This window comes from Burkholderia plantarii, from assembly GCF_001411805.1.
Taxonomy (GTDB): domain Bacteria; phylum Pseudomonadota; class Gammaproteobacteria; order Burkholderiales; family Burkholderiaceae; genus Burkholderia; species Burkholderia plantarii.
Genome location: NZ_CP007213.1, coordinates 1,030,561 through 1,045,740, shown reverse-complemented (window position 1 = coordinate 1,045,740; position 15,180 = coordinate 1,030,561). Strand labels below are relative to the sequence as shown.

14 protein-coding genes are annotated in these 15,180 nt (G+C 71.5%); 5 read left to right on the top strand and 9 right to left on the bottom strand.

The genetic code is table 11. The annotated features are described in order from the left end of the window. The first annotated feature begins 275 nt into the window (after positions 1 to 275). A complete protein-coding gene (locus bpln_RS21910) occupies positions 276 to 1,346 on the top strand; it encodes a lactonase family protein (protein WP_042627391.1) in 1,071 nt (356 codons plus the stop codon). Positions 1,347 to 1,826: 480 nt separating this feature from the next. Beyond that, on the top strand, positions 1,827 to 3,737 hold the full coding sequence (locus bpln_RS21905) for an NHL repeat-containing protein (protein ID WP_055139987.1): 1,911 nt from the start codon (positions 1,827 to 1,829) through the stop codon (positions 3,735 to 3,737). Positions 3,738 to 3,848: 111 nt separating this feature from the next. Here the strand turns inward: bpln_RS21905 and bpln_RS21900 are convergent, their stop codons facing one another. Next, the gene (locus tag bpln_RS21900) at positions 3,849 to 4,823 is read right to left on the bottom strand and encodes a threo-3-hydroxy-L-aspartate ammonia-lyase (protein ID WP_042627389.1); all 975 of its coding nucleotides are present in this window, start codon (positions 4,821 to 4,823) and stop codon (positions 3,849 to 3,851) included. 275 nt (positions 4,824 to 5,098) lie between these two features. On the opposite strand from bpln_RS21900, the gene bpln_RS21895 reads away from it, so the two are divergent. Continuing rightward, on the top strand, positions 5,099 to 6,229 hold the full coding sequence (locus bpln_RS21895; RefSeq protein ID WP_055139986.1) for a DSD1 family PLP-dependent enzyme: 1,131 nt from the start codon (positions 5,099 to 5,101) through the stop codon (positions 6,227 to 6,229). 237 nt (positions 6,230 to 6,466) lie between these two features. Here the strand turns inward: bpln_RS21895 and bpln_RS21890 are convergent, their stop codons facing one another. The 4 genes from bpln_RS21890 to bpln_RS21875 form a co-directional block, all read right to left on the bottom strand. Then, positions 6,467 to 7,438 (bottom strand): ornithine cyclodeaminase family protein, encoded by a 972-nt coding sequence (locus tag bpln_RS21890; RefSeq protein ID WP_055139985.1) that lies wholly within the window; start codon positions 7,436 to 7,438, stop codon positions 6,467 to 6,469. Positions 7,439 to 7,682: 244 nt separating this feature from the next. Then, positions 7,683 to 8,852, bottom strand: coding sequence for a porin (locus tag bpln_RS21885; RefSeq protein WP_055141170.1), 1,170 nt, complete (start codon positions 8,850 to 8,852; stop codon positions 7,683 to 7,685). Between the two features lie 762 nt (positions 8,853 to 9,614). Continuing rightward, a complete protein-coding gene (locus bpln_RS21880; protein ID WP_042627386.1) occupies positions 9,615 to 10,553 on the bottom strand; it encodes a 2-hydroxyacid dehydrogenase in 939 nt (312 codons plus the stop codon). 181 nt (positions 10,554 to 10,734) lie between these two features. After that, positions 10,735 to 11,391 (bottom strand): M24 family metallopeptidase, encoded by a 657-nt coding sequence (locus bpln_RS21875; RefSeq protein WP_055139984.1) that lies wholly within the window; start codon positions 11,389 to 11,391, stop codon positions 10,735 to 10,737. 167 nt (positions 11,392 to 11,558) lie between these two features. Here bpln_RS21875 and bpln_RS21870 point away from each other — a divergent pair, with 167 nt between their 5' ends. Continuing rightward, positions 11,559 to 12,194, top strand: coding sequence for a hypothetical protein (locus tag bpln_RS21870; protein ID WP_055139983.1), 636 nt, complete (start codon positions 11,559 to 11,561; stop codon positions 12,192 to 12,194). A 7-nt stretch (positions 12,195 to 12,201) separates the two neighbouring features. Then, a complete protein-coding gene (locus bpln_RS37440; RefSeq protein WP_052498415.1) occupies positions 12,202 to 12,810 on the top strand; it encodes a DUF2325 domain-containing protein in 609 nt (202 codons plus the stop codon). Positions 12,811 to 13,133: 323 nt separating this feature from the next. Here the strand turns inward: bpln_RS37440 and bpln_RS21860 are convergent, their stop codons facing one another. The 4 genes from bpln_RS21860 to bpln_RS21845 form a co-directional block, all read right to left on the bottom strand. Further along, on the bottom strand, positions 13,134 to 13,547 hold the full coding sequence (locus tag bpln_RS21860) for a winged helix-turn-helix domain-containing protein (RefSeq protein ID WP_420807378.1): 414 nt from the start codon (positions 13,545 to 13,547) through the stop codon (positions 13,134 to 13,136). A 59-nt stretch (positions 13,548 to 13,606) separates the two neighbouring features. Next, positions 13,607 to 14,041, bottom strand: a complete 435-nt coding sequence (locus bpln_RS37435; protein ID WP_055139982.1) for a nitrogen fixation protein NifQ — start codon at positions 14,039 to 14,041, stop codon at positions 13,607 to 13,609. A gap of 177 nt (positions 14,042 to 14,218) precedes the next feature. After that, the gene (locus bpln_RS21850) at positions 14,219 to 14,719 is read right to left on the bottom strand and encodes a molybdopterin-dependent oxidoreductase (RefSeq protein ID WP_055139981.1); all 501 of its coding nucleotides are present in this window, start codon (positions 14,717 to 14,719) and stop codon (positions 14,219 to 14,221) included. Between the two features lie 8 nt (positions 14,720 to 14,727). Further along, entirely contained in the window at positions 14,728 to 15,156 is a 429-nt protein-coding gene (locus bpln_RS21845) for a TOBE domain-containing protein (RefSeq protein WP_055139980.1), read from the bottom strand. Between the last annotated feature and the right edge of the window lie 24 nt (positions 15,157 to 15,180).

The window sequence follows — 15,180 nt, the reverse complement described above, 5'->3', positions numbered from 1 at the left end:
GACTCATCGGGCTCCGCCGCCGGAGGCCGCCCCGCGAAGTTGTCGTACTTCCCGCCTGCCCGCCTTCCCGCGCCCGCCAGATCGAGCGACAACGCTCCGCGTTTACACCGACTTCCGTCCCTTTGCGATTGCGCCCGGCTTTCTCGAAGTTATATGATGACGTAACACCTAACCGGCCCCGCGCCGCCATCCGCCGCGCCCGGTGCCCGTTCCGGCGACGCCGCGGCACTTCGGCAGACGGCACGCCCCCGCCTCACGAACCGATCCGCGATCCGATGACCACTCCGCTGTCCACCTCCCACGTCGTCTACGTCTCGAACTCCGAGGACGGCGATCTTTCCGTCTACCATCTCGACGCGGCGCAGGGCCGGCTCGAGCCGTTCGCCCGCACGCCGGCCGGCAGCGTGGTGATGCCGCAGGCGCCCACCTACGACGGCAAGCGCCTCTACGTGGCCACGCGCGGCACGCAGCCGACCATCGTGGGCTACGACATCGGCGCGCAAGGCGCGCTGACGCAACGCTTCTCGACGCCGATCGACGCGAGCCTCGCCTACCTGTCGGTCGATCACGCCGCGCGCCTGCTGTTCGGCGCGTCCTACGGCGGCAACCGCCTGTTCGTGTTCGACGCGAGCCGGCTCGAGAACGGCGACGGCACCCCGCTGCAGTTCATCGACCGGATCCAGAACGCGCATTCGATCATCGTCTCCGACGACGACCGCTACGCCTACGCGGCCTCGCTCGGCCTCGACCGGATCTTCTTCTACGGCATCGCGCGCGCCGGCGACGAGGCGGCGCTGATCGCGCGCGGCGAACTCGCGACGCCGGCCGGCTTCGGGCCGCGCCATCTGCGTCTCGCGCCGGACGGCGCGACGCTCTACGCGATCGGCGAATTCCACGGCACGGTGCTGGCGATCGCGCGCGATCCGGTGACGGGCGAACTCGGCGAGGCGACCGTGTCCGATCTCGCGCCGAGCATCGCGCACCTGCCGCACGGCGCGCCGCGACCGCCCGCGCCGACCGCGCCCAGCGTCTGGGCCGCCGACCTGCAGGTGTCGCCGGACGGCCGCTTCGTCCACGCGACCGAGCGCACCGCGAGCCGCATCATCACGTTCCGCGTCGGCGAGAACCGCGCGCTGCACTACGCGAGCTGCATCGAAACCGAAAAGCAGCCGCGCGGCATCCGCCTCTCGCCCGACGGCACGCTGCTGGCCGCGAGCGGCGAGCTTTCGCCGTTCATCTCGCTGTACCGCGTCGATGCGGGCACCGGCGCGCTGACACCGGTGGCGCGCGTGGCGGGCGGCAACGGCTCGAACTGGATAGAAATCCTGCCGCTCGACGCCGCTTGATATAGCGGGGCCAACGCCGACGACACGCGCCGCCGGCCGCATCGCGCATCGCGAACCGAGCGTCGTTCGCCGGCCGGGAAAGCCCGACGAACGAAGCCAGCGACGCGCGCCGCCGGCACGCCGATACCAGCCGGCCTCCCACCGGCCTCCGGCCGCACGCATCACACTCACCGCTCGCGCACCGCCCGGCGCGCCACATCGGTCTCTTTTTCCGCAAAATCCCCGTCCCGGTCCCGCCGCCGTTCGCGACAACGCGGTGACAAATCCGTCACGCCCGCGTGACATTCGCGGGCCGATCCGACGACGCCGCCCGTGCGCCGACGCCAATCCCGCGCCGGGCGCCGCAAGGCAGGCGTCGCGGAATTTTTTTCCGATTTCTCTGTGATATCTGTCTGACGTAACGCGGCGCATCTGGCCCCGGCCCGGGCACTCGATGCGGCGCTCGAGGTTTTCCCGTCCTCTCGTCCGGAGATCATCGCCATGTTCCAGCAACGCCTGCGCGCCGCCCTCGCCGCCGCGTGCCTCGCCGCCCTCGCGCCGGCCGGCCACGCGCAATACACGACCGACTGGATCGCGAACACCTACGGCACGATCGCCTCGCACGTCGGCAACGGCGCGCGCTCGATGTGGGTGGCGCCGGAAGGGGTGATCTACACGGCGTCGTTCTGGGACGAGAACGCCGGCGCCGTGGGCGTCTACCAGAACGGCCGGACGCTCGGCTCGATCGGCACGCACGCGGAATTCCAGGGCGGCGCGATCACCGGCAACGCCACCTCGATCTTCACGCCGCTGCAGGGCAAGAACCTGAGCGGCACGGTGGGCCGCTACAACCGCACGACCGGGCTGCGCGACCTGTCGATCAACGTCAGCGTCTGGAACAACATCAGCCGCGCCGACGTGATCACCGGCCTCGCCACCGCCGGCACGCTGCTCTACGCGAGCGACTTCTTCAGCAACCGCGTGCGCGTGTTCACCACCGACGGCGTCTGGCAGCGCGACATCACGGTGGCCGGCCCCGGCGCGCTCGCGCTCGACGCGTCCGGCAACCTGTGGGTCGCGCAGCAGGCCGCCGGCACGATCCTCGAATACAGCGCGGCCGGCGCGCTGCTGAACACGATCCGGATGGCCAGCGGCGCGCATCCGTCGGCGCTGTACTTCGACGCGCCGACCGGCCAGTTGATGGTGGGCGACGAAGGCCCGGACATGAACATCAAGCGCTACGCGCTGAACGGCACGCCCACGCTGGCCGGCACCTTCGGCGTGCAGGGCGGCTACCTCGACACCACCACCGGCACCAGGGGGCAGGTGGGCGACAAGCGCTTCACGCGCGTGGTCGGCATCGGCCGCGACACGGCGGGCCTGCTCTACGTGCTGAACAATCCGTGGGGCGGCGGCTGGGATCTCGGCCGCAACGGCGCGACCGACCTGCAGGCCTACGACGGCAACGGCAACCTGGTCTGGAAGCTGCAGGCGCTGAACTTCGAGGCGGTGGCCGCGCCCGACCCGGTCACCGACGCCGCGCTCTACTACAGCGGCATGAACATCTACTCGGGCAGCGCGGGCGGCACCTTCGTGGCCAACACGGTCGATCCGTTCACCTATCCGGACGACCCGCGCCTGTCGATGACCGACTACCAGCGCGGCCAGCACTTCGGCCAGTTGACCGGCGTCGGCGGCAACCGGATCCTGGTGGCCACCGGCCAGAACCCCGACATCTACAACTTCTATCACTTCGACCCGGCCGCGAGCGGCTACATCGCGATCCCCGACGGCTCGCTGCCGGGCAAGCTGTTCGGCACCTCGGCGATCGTCACGGGCGGCTTCTGCCTCGACGAGAACGGCGACGTGTGGGCCGGGCTCGACGGCTCCAGCCAGGTCACGCACTGGCCGTTCGCGGGCTTCGACGCGACCGGCAAGCCGTCGTGGGGCAGCGGCACGGCGATGCCGGTGCCGGCCTCGGTGCAGCCGCGCGCGCGCGTGGTGTACCAGGCCTCGACCGACACCATGGTGCTGGCGCAGGGCATCGCCGGCTACTGGGACTGGACGGCGATGAACGGCCACCTCGAGATCTATCACGGCTGGCAGGCCGGCAACCGCACGCCGGGCCCGGTCATCGACCTGCCGGGCGCGAACCCGAAATCGATCGCGGTGGCGGGCCGCTATCTGTTCGTCGGCTACGTCCATACGGTGCCGAACATCGACGTCTACGACCTCTCCACCGGCGGCCTCGTGACGACGCTGATCAACAGCAATCCGGGCACGGTGGACGTGGGCAACGACGTCGATTCGATGTTCGGCCTGCGCGCGTACCTGCGCTCGAACGGCGAGTACGTGGTGACCAGGGACAACTACAACGGCTCGAGCATCGTCGTCTATCACTGGACGCCGTGAGGAGCGTCGTGCCGTCTTTCATTCCGGTGATCGATGCGCACGCAACCATGAAAAAACGCGCACCACATGACGCGGCGCGCGTTTCTCCAACCCCGGGCCTTCGACGATCGCTCAGCCGGCGGCCGACACCAGCTCGCAGAACTTCTCGAGATCGATGTTGCCGCCGCTCACCAGCACGCCGACGCGGCGCCCCTTCAGCCGTGCCTTCATCTGGCGCGCCGCCGCGAACGCGAGGCAGCCGGTGGGCTCCACCAGCATCTTCATGCGCGAGGCGAGGAAGCGCATGCAGTCGACCAGTTCGGCGTCGCTGGCGGTCAGGATCGCGTTGACGTCGCGGCGGATGATCGGGAACGTCAGTTGGCCCAGATGCTGCGTCTGCGCGCCGTCGGCGATCGTCTTCGGCGTCTCGATGTGGACGATCGAACCCGACGCGAACGACTGCTGGCCGTCGTTGCCGGCCTCGGGCTCGACGCCGTAGAGTTCGGCGGCCGGCGACAGCGCGCGCGTGGCGAGCGCGGTGCCCGACAGCAGCCCGCCGCCGCCGAGCGGCGCGAACATCACGTCGAGCGGGCCGACCTCGTTGAACAGTTCGGCTGCCGCGGTGCCCTGCCCCGCGATCACGTGTGGGTGGTCATAAGGCGGGATCAGCGTGAGGCCCTGCTTGTCGGCAAGCTCGCGGCCGATCTGCTCGCGATCCTCGGTGTAGCGATCGTAGATCACCACCTGGCCGCCGTAGCCGCGCGTGGCCGCGACCTTCGCGGCCGGCGCGTCGTGCGGCATCACGATCGTGGCCGGCATGCCGAGCAGCTTCGCCGACAGCGCGATCGCCTGCGCGTGGTTGCCCGACGAGAATGCCACCACCCCGGCCTTGCGCTGCGCCGCGCTGAACTGCGAGAGCGCGTTGAACGCGCCGCGGAACTTGAACGCGCCCATGCGCTGGAAGTTCTCGCACTTGAAGAACACCCGCGCGCCCAGCGCCTCGTCGACCGTGCGCGAAGTCAGCACGGGCGTGCGGTGGGCGTGGCCGGCGAGGCGCTCGGCGGCGGCGGCGACGTCGTCGTAGGTCGGAGGATTCGGCTGGCTCATCGTGGGCTCACTGGGACGGATCGGTTGGACGGGGCGGCGCGGCGCGCGGCGCGCGGGATTCGGGAACTCGGGGGCCTGGCGGCTGGGGCCGGCAAGCCGGTCGCCGGACCGGGATTGAGACATTGTGTCCAGAGCGATACAATTTGTCAAATCAACCGGACGGCACACCCGGGCGACAAACCCGGGCATGCCGGACGCGCGATTTTCGCGGCCGGCGCGCGGTCGCCTCCGGTGCCCGCCCGGCGCCGCTCATTTTCCCGAAGGACACCGCCACCATGCCGCTCGACACCCTGCCCACCCCGTCGGCCCTGATCGACGTGCCGCGCATGATGCGCAACATCGAGCGCATGCAGCGGCGGCTCGATGCGCTCGGCGTGGCATTCCGCCCGCACGTGAAGACCACCAAGTGCGAACCCGTGGTGCGCGCGCAGCTCGCGGCCGGCGCGCGCGGCATCACCGTCTCGACGCTGAAGGAGGCCGAGCAGTTCTTCGCGCGCGGGATTGACGACATCGTCTACGCGGTCGGCATGGTGGCCGGCAAGCTGCCGCAGGCGCTCGCGCTGCGGCAGCGCGGCTGCAACCTGAAGCTCACGGCCGACAGCCTCGTCGCGGCCGAGGCGATCGCGGCGTATGGCCGTGAACACGGCATGAACTTCGAGGTGTGGATCGAGATCGACGTCGACGGCCACCGCTCGGGCGTCGCGCCCGAGGACGCGCGGCTCGTCACGATCGGCCGCGCGCTGGCCGAGGGCGGCATGACGCTCGGCGGCGTGCTCGCGCACGCGGGATCGAGCTACGACCATCACCGTCACGACGAGCTGGTGCGGATCGCCGAGCAGGAGCGCGCGGGCGCCGTGCGGGCGGCCGAGCGGCTGCGCGCGGCGGGGCTGCCGTGTCCGGTGGTCAGCATCGGCTCGACGCCGACCGCGCTCGCCGCCGAACGGCTCGACGGCGTGACCGAGGTGCGCGCCGGCGTGTACGTGCTGTTCGATCTGGTGATGCACAACGTCGGCGTCTGCACGACCGACGAGATCGCGCTCAGCGTGCTGACCACCGTGATCGGCCATCAGGAGGAAAAGGGCTGGGCGATCGTGGACGCCGGCTGGATGGCGATGAGCCGCGACCGCGGCACGCAGCGGCAGCCGCACGACTTCGGCTACGGGCTCGTGTGCGCCGAGGACGGCACGGTACTCGGCGACTATCTGCTCGGCGGCGCGAACCAGGAACACGGCATCGTGCAGCGCCGCGGCGAACCCGATCGCGCGATCGCCGCGCGCTTCCCGATCGGCACGCGGCTGCGCATCCTGCCGAACCATGCCTGCGCGACGGGCGCGCAGCACCCCGAGTATCAGGCCGTCGCGGCGGATGGCGGGGTCGAGACCTGGCCGCGGTTCTACGGTTGGTGAGCACGCCTCGCGGCTGCGGATGCGCATGCTGCCGGCTGGTTCGGCGGCCCGCCTGGTCGGGCGGTGCGGCCATCGTGGCGCCGCTGCCCGATCGTGCCGGCATCGCGCCGTGGCGCATTGCGTGCATCGCGTCGCCCTGGCGGCACCGCCACCGCGCGGCCCGGGCCATCCGCTGCCCCGCCGCTTCGGCACCAGCGGCCATGCCGATCCGGGCGCCTCGCCATCGACGCGTCCGGCTCACCAGGGCCACGCCACGCGCGTGCCGAGCCGCGCCGCCTCGGCGCGCTCGAACAGCATGCGCGCCACCGTCAGGTCCTGCAGCGCGAGGCCCGTCATGTCGAACACCGTGATCTCGTCGCGCCCGCGCGCGATGCGCTCGGGCGCGGCCAGCAGTTCGCCGAGTTCGACGCAGTCGTGCCGCGGCGACCACTGCGCCTCGCCGATCTGGCGTGCCTGCGCGCGATCGTCGACCACCAGCCGCGCGCGTTCGAGCAGCCCCGCCGGCAGTTCGCGCTTGCCCTTCGTGTCGGCGCCGACCGCGTTGACATGCGTGCCCGGCCGCACCGCGCCGGCCTCGAACAGCGCCCCGCCGCCCGGCGTCGCCGTGATCACGACGTCGCTGTCGGCCACCGCCGCGTCGGCGTCGCGCGCGTGCGAGATCGCGCAGCGTTCGCGGAAACGCGCCTCGAAGGCCGGATCGGCCGCGCCGCCGGCCGTCAGATACTGCACCGTGTCGAGCGAGGGCAGCATGCGCAGCGCGAAGTCCAGCTGCACGCCCGCCTGCACGCCGCTGCCGAACAGCGCGACGCGCCGGCTGTCCGGCCGCGCCAGCGCGCGCAGGCCGAGGCCGCCGGCGGCGCCGGTGCGCATGGTGGTGATCGCGTTGCCGTCGATCACGCAGCGCGGGCGCCCGGTGGCCGGATCGACCAGCATCACGGTGGCCTGATGCGGCTCGCCGCCGAGGCCGCGATTCGCGGGCCAGAAGCCGGCCGCCTTGAAGCCGAGCAGCGCCTCGTTCTGCACGTCGCCGGCCTTGATGCCGAACACGCCGCCCGTGGCCAGCGGCTCGCGGATCACCGGAAACACGCGGCCCTCGCCGCGCCGGTGCAGGTCGAACGCCGCGGCCACGGCGGCCAGCACGTCGTCCGGACTCAGCAGCGCTTCCACCACGTTCTTGTCGAGCAGCACCAGTTCGGCATCGTTTCTCATCGTCGTTCCGTTGTCGTGAAGCGGTTTCGGAACCCCGTCACGGCGGCGCGATCCGGCCGGCATGCGAGGCTGGCCACGATTGTACATTTTTTCCAATTAAATACATTTCATCCAAAAACAAGATGACGACGTGCGCCCCTTGATGAAAAACGGCGCATCGGCTTCCTTGCGGGAAACCGATGCGCCGTTGGCGAAGCCGGCCGCGAACGACGGGCTCCGACGGAGCGAGACCGCCCCCGGTCGATCAGAACTTGTGGCGGATGCCCACGCGCGCGGCCACCTGATTCGTCGCGCCGGTGCCCGACGGGCCGAAGAACGCCGTGCTCGAACCGATCTGCGCCTGCACGTCCTGCGTGCCATTGCGGCCCGATGCCTTCTGGTAGATCGCCAGCAGGTAGACGTCGGTGCGCTTGGAAAGCGCGTAGTCGAGGCTCGCGTCGAGCTGGTTCCAGTGGCCCGCGAACGCGTCGTGCATGCGCGTGTAGGTGTAGGCGAGGCCGCCCGCCAGCGCCGGCGTGAAGTTGTAGCGGCCGCCCACGTCCACCGCGTCGAGCGCCGTGGTCGCGCCGTTCAGCGCCTCGATGCGCGTGTTGGTGTAGAGCGCGAACAGCGCGGCGTTCGCGAGCTGGTAGCGCGTGCCGATGCCGAACGTGCGCAGGTCCTTGCCGCCGTTGGTGCCGCCCGCCGGCACGTTGGCGAGCGAGGTCGGGAACGCCGGCACTTCGGCGGCCGGATAGGTGATGTCGGTATAGGCCGCGCCGATCGAGAACGCGCCGAGCGCGTAGTTCAGGCCGAAGCTGTAGGCGCGCGACGAGCCGGGCTGGCCCGGCGTGCCCGTCACCGGCGCCGAGCCGGCGAACGCGCCGGCCTGGTTCGAGAAGCCGTACAACGCGCCGAACGTCAGGCCCGAGAAGTTCGCCGACGAGAACTTCACCGCGTTGTTGATGCGGCTGTTCACGAGCTGGTCGAAATCGTTGATGTGATACGCGTAGTTGCCGGCCAGCGTGTTGGTGCCGGCCGAGTACTGGTTGCCGAGCACGTCGGTCGAGAACGTGTACTGGCGGCCGAACGTCAGCGAGCCGACGCCGTTCTGCGTCAAGCCCACGAACGCCTGGCGGCCGAACATCGCGCCGCCCTGGTTGAACGCGCCGGTGCCGGTGTTGAAGCCGTTCTCGAGCACGAAGATCGCCTTCAGGCCGGCGCCCAGGTCCTCCGAGCCGCGCAGGCCCCAGCGCGTGCCCTGCGCGACGCCGTCGTCGTACTTGAAGCGCTTGGCCGAGCCGGTGCCGGCGGCGGCGTGGTTGACGTAGCTGAGGCCGGTGTCGATCAGGCCGTAGAGCGTCACGCTGCCCTGGGCATGCGCGACGGGGCCGAAGGCAGCCAGGGCTGCGACGGCGGTGATTTTCTTGAGCAAGGTCGTCTCCTGCGGGCGGTGGCCTGCCAACGTGCCGGCGGGCACGACAGGGCCGCGCGATGTGCGGGGTGAGTGTTATCGATTGGAAGGAACGCGGGTGTTGCACGGGAGCCGGCCGACCTTCCGGGCGCGGATCGCGCCTCGGCGGCTTCGGACGGCGTTCCGCCGGGTGTACCGGGGCGCAAGTTTACTGCGCGGCCGCGCCGTTCCCAAGCAAATCGTAAGCACGATGCAGGGTAGTTGCGAAATTGCATCGCGACGCGTGGGCGGGGCCCGCCGGCGTGGGTTGGCGGCTGGATCGCGACGTCGATGCAGGGGGCGCCGGATCAATCGGGACTTTCACCAAACGGGTGGGCGGCGGCGGCCGGCCGTGAGTGCGGGTGCGGACGCTTCGCTCGCCGTGACGGTGCTTCGCGCGGCGGCGCGGGAACGCTGAGGCGGGACGATCGAGCGGGAAAGCCGGAAGCGGGAGGCCGGGAACGGGATGACGAGCGCGATCGCGCCATGCTACATGCGGGAAGCGCCGCCGCAGCGTGCCGCCTCCGCATCGCCGCGGACAAGGCCGAGGGTTCGCGCCGAAGCCGATCGCCGCCTCCGTGCCACCGGCCAATCAGACGTCAAGCAGCGTGACGGGCGACCGATCGGCAACGTGCCGCGTGGGGCTCTCGACGCACCGCATGGCGATGCGATCGCACGCTTCAGGCGAGGAACGCCACCGCGAACGACGCGCGCGGTCCACGCCCAAACCGAATCGCCGCCCGCTCAAGCATCGAGCGGCGTAACCAGCGGCTCGCCAGCAAAGTGCCGCGTGGCGTTCTCGATGAACAACGTGACGGTGCGGTCGCGCGCCTGCGGCGAGGTGCCGGCCAGATGCGGCGTCAGCACGACCTGTTCGAGCCCGATCAACTCGGCGGGCGGGGCCGGCTCGCCCTCGTAGACGTCGAGGCCGGCGCCGGCGATGCGCCCGTCGCGCAGCGCGGCCGCGAGCGCCGCCGTATCGACGACGCTGCCGCGCGAGACGTTGACGACGAACCCGGCGGCGCCGAGCGCGTCGAGCACCGCGGCGTCGATCAGGTGATGCGTGCCGGCCCCGCCCGGTGTCGCGACCACGAGATAGTCGGCCCAGCGCGCGAGGTCGATCAGCGCGCCGAAATAGCGCAACGTCGCGCCGTCGCGCGGATGGCGGCCGTGATAGCCGATTTCGAGGTCGAAGCCGGCCGCGCGGCGCGCGATCTTCGCGCCGATCCGGCCGAGCCCGACGATGCCGAGCCGCTTGCCCGAGAAGTTCGGCGGCATCGGCAGCGCGTCGCGCCAGACGCCGGCGCGGCACGCGGCATCGAGCCGGACCACGCCGCGCACCGTCGCGAGCAGCAGTGCGAACGCATGATCGGCGACGCAATCGTCGTTCGCGCCGACGCCGTGCGCGAGCGCGATGCCGCGTGCGCGCGCGGCGGCGAGCGGCAGGTTCTCGTAGCCCGCGCCGAGCGCATGGATGAATTCCACGCGCGGCAGGATCGCCAGTTCGGCATCGGAAAGCCCGGTCGTGCCGTTGGTCAGCACGGCGCGCACGCTCGCGCCATGCATGTCGATGGCCCGTGTCCGCGCCGGCGCGTCGGGAGCGTAGACGAGTTCGAAGTGCGCGGCGAGTGTCTCGCGCGCATCGTCATGCAACGGGATCAGCACCAGCAGGGTCGGTTTCATCGCGGCGAGGAAAAGCGCTGACGAAGCAACCGAGTCTAGCAAGCGAAGCTGACGCGCGGCTGGCGGGAAGCTGGCGGCGCGGGAGCCGCCGCGCTCCGCCCGCATCGTGCCCGGACGCCGCTGCGGCCTGCGCGCCCTGCCGCCGACGATGCATGCCGAGCCGCGACGCCCCGGCCGGCGTTCAGATCAGCAGATCCTCGTAGAACGCGCCGAACGGCCGCGTCGGATGCGCGATCTGGATCTCCAGCACCCACAGGCCGCCGGCCGGCACGCCGTCGAAATCGGCGAGCTTGCCGGCCTTGTAGATCGCGTGCGGGAAATCGCTGACGCGGTGGCCCTTCATCTCGACGTTGAGCCGCCAGCCATGCGCCTCGGCGCGCCCGGCCGCGTAGCGATAGAGCGCGATGCCGCCGCAGCCGGTGGTGCGCCAGTGGTCGGCCACCTCGTCGTGGATGAGTTTCGCGGCCTGCGCGCAGGCCCGCATCGCCGCGTCGTCGCCAACCACGAAGGTCGCGCCCGCGTCGCCTTCATGCCGCCCCCAGACCACGCCGAGATCGACGAAGAAGATGTCGTCGCCGGCCAGCACGGGATCGGTTTCCGCGCGTTCGGCGAAGGTCTTCAGCGTGTTCTCGCCGAAGCGGATCAGCACCGGGTGCCAGAGCCGGTCCATGCCCATTTCGCCCAGCAGCGCCTTGCAGCGCGCGTTCGCCTCCGATTCGCGCATGCCCGCCCGGACCTCGCCGCGCATCGCCTCCACCGCGCGCCACGTCATCTCGCGCGCATGGCGCATGGCGTCCATCGAAAAATGCTCGCCCACCGCTTCTCTACGATCTTCCATCGATCCACTCGCTGTTGTCGGCCGTGTGCCGGAATTTTACGCCCGGGACATTTCCGCCTCGTTATGTTCTACGGTATATTACGACACTTGTCCGGCAACCCGACTCACAGGATGGCGATGCCGACGCGGCGGCCCCGGGGCCATCGCGCCGGCGGACCAACAGGCGTATGAGCAAGTCAACCCCATGGACGGACGACGCGGTCCGGCACGGCGAGCTGTCGGCGCGCATCGTGCCGGTGCGGCGCCGCGAGGACACCGAGCGGGCGACGCTGATCGTCGACGTGGTGGACGCGTTCGCGCGGCTGCGCGGCAGCCTCGCGCGCTTCGTCGCGCTGTTCGCGGACGGCGCGGCCACCGGCAACGCCGCCGTGCCCGTGTCGCCCGGTTCGATCGACACGCGGCGCTTCGACATGCTGCTCGCCGCACTGGCGGCCGGCGCCGAGCGCGCGCGCTTTCGCCGCCTGCCGGATCTGCGCCGGCTGATCGACCGCGTCGCGCGCGCGGAGACGTTTCGCGACGTGATCTTCGCGCCGCCCCCGGTGGCCGGCCCGGCCGCGCTGCGCGAGGCGGCGCTGTCGCTGGAGCGGCTCGACGCCGAGCTGATCGGGATCTGCGTCGAGCACGTGCTGGAAAGCCGCGCGCTCGACACGCTCGACGCGCCGGCCGCCGCCCGCCCACCGAAGGAGGCCGACGATGGACCCCGCACCGAACCGCACCGCCGGGCCGCCCGCCGCGGCCCGGCCCGCGCCGCGGACCTCGATCCCGACCTCGGGACTTCCGTCATCGCCGGATCGCTGCTCTGAGCCCGCCATGATGCCCGCCGCTGCCCTTCCGCCCTCCGACGAACCGGCCCGGCTGCGGCACGCGCTGGCCGAGCGCGACGCCGCCGCGGTGCTGCTGGCCGGCCGCGCAGCCGCCGCCGAGGAACGGCTCGACGCGGAGCAGGCCCGCGTGCGGATGCTGCGCGAGCAGCTCGACGACGCGCTGCATGCGCTGAACGCGGCCAGGCGCGAGGCGGCGGTGCTCGAACAGGCGTTCGCGGCCACGCCGGGCGGGCTCGACTTCGCGCGGCCGTCGCTGCGCGCGATGCGCGGCAGGCGGATCGTGTATGTCGGCGGCCGGCCGGGATCGAACGCGGCGCTCGAACGGCTGGTCGGCTCGGCGGGTGGGTCGGTCGCGCTGCACGACGGCGCGGACATGGGCGACGAGTGCTGGGAGCGGCTCGTGGCCGGCGCGGATCTCGTGGTGTTCGCCGCCGACCGCGTCGATCGCGAGGCAGCCGCGAAGCTTGCGGCGGCATGCGAGGCGCGATCGGTGCCGCTGCGGCGGCTCAAGGCCGCGAGCGCGGCCGGCGTGGTCGACGCGATCGCCGCCGAGGCGAACGCGGCGCGGCGCGCGTCGGGGATCAGGCTGGGGTGAGGCTCGGGCGCCCTGCGCCCCGGTCACTCGCAATCGGCACTGGATTCCCTGCCGTCTCGATAGCAAGCGGGGTAAATGCCGAAGCGATTGATTCAATTCGCATGAATCAGGCGATTACCGAATGACTTGAAGCGGGGGCGCGAAGTCGCGAAGGCGTCGGGTCGTCACCAACGGCGCAGGAGAACAGGCACGGCGCCTTCGGCAACCGCGCTCATCGATGCTTCATGGTGCGATATGGGAATGCAGCCGCTTGAACCCGGCCACGGATGAACCTGGGCAATCTTCGTGCGAAACACCGCAGGCACCGCAACAGCCAACCCGACTCAGGGCTGCATCATCTCCGTAAGCGCGGCGATCTGCTTCGCGCAATGGCGTTGCGCCTCATCCTCGATCTCGCGATAGAGCGCGACGATCGATTCGCCGACAGGCGTCAGCGTGCAGCCGCCGCCGCTCGCGCCGCCCTGCTCCGAATGCGTGGCCGGCGAGCGCAGCGAGCGGTTCAGTTCGTCGATCAGCAGCCAGGCGCGCCGGTACGACATGCCGAGATGGCGCGCGGCCGCCGAGATCGAGCCATGCTCATGCACGGCTTCGAGCAGCGTGACCTTGCCGGGGCCGAGCGCGACGGTGTCGCCGCGGCGGATGCGCATGCGGAAGTGGACTTGGGGCGTGCCGACGGGCGCGGGCGGCGACGCGGTGTCGGACGAAGAGGCGGCGGGCTTGGTCATGCGCGCAAGCATACACGAACCCCCTGGCGGCCAGACAGGCGCTGGCGCGCCGGGCTATCGTGCCGCACGGCTCACGCCGGCCGGCCGCCGTCGCCCGGAAAACACTGCCGGCAATCCTCGCAGCCGGGGCAGCCGGGGCAGCCGGGCGCGGGCGCCGGCTCGTCGCCGCGCGCCAGCGCGGGGACGCGCGCGAGAAACTTCCTCCAGCGCAGGTTGGCGGTATTGCGCGCGACGAGCGCGGGGAAATACCGCGTCAACATCGCCGGCACGACGTCGCGCCCCGACAGCCCGAGATCGCGCCACAGGTGATCGGGACGCAGGCAGGCAGGCGCGACGGTCGTGGCGGGACGGCGCATGTCGTCGGCGTCGACGGCGGGATTCGCGCCGCCCGTCAGCCGCTCGCGCGGCGCGACGACGAACGCCGCGCGCGCGGCCGGCAGCGCCGGCGCGGCGGCGGGCAGCGCCGAAGCCTCGTTGAAGCCGTCGAACCCATCGGGAAAATCCACCGCTCGCGCCACGTCACCGGAGGCACCAAGCCGATGCCGTGCCAGCCAACCGCCAAGCGCCTCGCGCGACAGCCGTAGCAGGCCAGCTCACCGCGCCGCGCGACGCGCGCGGTCGATCGGCACCGAGAAAGCGCGGCATCGTCGAAATCCGCCATGGCGGTGTGTCCACGCGCGCCGTCAGGGGACGATCACGCGCGCCACCAGCGAGGCGAGCCGCTTGACGTGGCGCGGCGCCGGCGAGAGGTCCGCGCCCGAGAACAGCAAGGGGCCGCCGCCCTCGGCCGTCAGCGGCTGGCCGCCGCATTCGAAGGCGACGATCGCCTGCTCGCCGATCGCGGTGTTGAACAGCTCGTGCCACGAGAACGTGACGGCATAACCGTCGTGGCCGATCGCGAGGAAGATGGTGCGCTTGAAATCGCCGCTGGCCGGATCGTGCAGCCCGGCGCGCGTGAACAGCTCGGTCAGCCGCACGCCGCGGTAGCGCTCGACGTCGCGGAGGTAGCGCCCGCTCGTGAAGCAGCGCAGCGCGAACGGCTCGCACACCACCGAGGGCAACTCGGCCAACTGCGCGAGCGAGAGCGAGGCCGGGCGCAGCACGTCGCCGGCCACGTGGACCACGCCGGCGGCGGGCGCCGCGAGAGGGTGAGCCGCCGGGGCGGCGAGGTCGGGCGTGGTCATCGCGCGCCTCAGCCGTCGACGCCGACGATCACGCTCGAGGCCTTGAAGATCGCCGTGGCCGGCTGGCCGACGGCGAGCCCGAGCCGGTCGGCGCTGTCGTTGGTGACGATCGCCACCACCTGCGCGCCGCCCGCCGCCATGATCGCGACCTCGGCATTGACGGCCCCCCTGGTCAGCGCCGACACCGTGCCGGCCACGCAGTTGCGCGCCGATACGCGGCTCGCGTCGACGTCCACCATCACCAGCACCGACGAGGCCTTGACGAGCGCGAACGCCTCGACGCCGGACGCGAGCCCGAGCGCCTCGGCGCTGCCGTGCGTGACGATCGCCACGATCTCGAGGCCGTCCGCCGCGCGCAGCGTCACCTCGTCGTTGACCGCGCCGGGCTTGACGTGGGCGATCCGTCCGACGAAATGATTACGGGCACTCGTGCGCATGCTCAGTCTCCTGTCCGGTCGCCG

Coding starts and splice junctions, on each gene's coding strand:
- bpln_RS21850 (WP_055139981.1), bottom strand. CDS start 14,719: ATGACCACGCCCGACCTCGCCGCCCCGGCGGCTCACCCTCTCGCGGCG.
- bpln_RS21905 (WP_055139987.1), top strand. CDS start 1,827: ATGTTCCAGCAACGCCTGCGCGCCGCCCTCGCCGCCGCGTGCCTCGCC.
- bpln_RS21890 (WP_055139985.1), bottom strand. CDS start 7,438: ATGAGAAACGATGCCGAACTGGTGCTGCTCGACAAGAACGTGGTGGAA.
- bpln_RS21875 (WP_055139984.1), bottom strand. CDS start 11,391: ATGGAAGATCGTAGAGAAGCGGTGGGCGAGCATTTTTCGATGGACGCC.
- bpln_RS21860 (WP_420807378.1), bottom strand. CDS start 13,547: ATGCTTGCGCGCATGACCAAGCCCGCCGCCTCTTCGTCCGACACCGCG.
- bpln_RS21870 (WP_055139983.1), top strand. CDS start 11,559: ATGAGCAAGTCAACCCCATGGACGGACGACGCGGTCCGGCACGGCGAG.
- bpln_RS37440 (WP_052498415.1), top strand. CDS start 12,202: ATGATGCCCGCCGCTGCCCTTCCGCCCTCCGACGAACCGGCCCGGCTG.
- bpln_RS21845 (WP_055139980.1), bottom strand. CDS start 15,156: ATGCGCACGAGTGCCCGTAATCATTTCGTCGGACGGATCGCCCACGTC.
- bpln_RS21895 (WP_055139986.1), top strand. CDS start 5,099: ATGCCGCTCGACACCCTGCCCACCCCGTCGGCCCTGATCGACGTGCCG.
- bpln_RS21900 (WP_042627389.1), bottom strand. CDS start 4,823: ATGAGCCAGCCGAATCCTCCGACCTACGACGACGTCGCCGCCGCCGCC.
- bpln_RS21910 (WP_042627391.1), top strand. CDS start 276: ATGACCACTCCGCTGTCCACCTCCCACGTCGTCTACGTCTCGAACTCC.
- bpln_RS21880 (WP_042627386.1), bottom strand. CDS start 10,553: ATGAAACCGACCCTGCTGGTGCTGATCCCGTTGCATGACGATGCGCGC.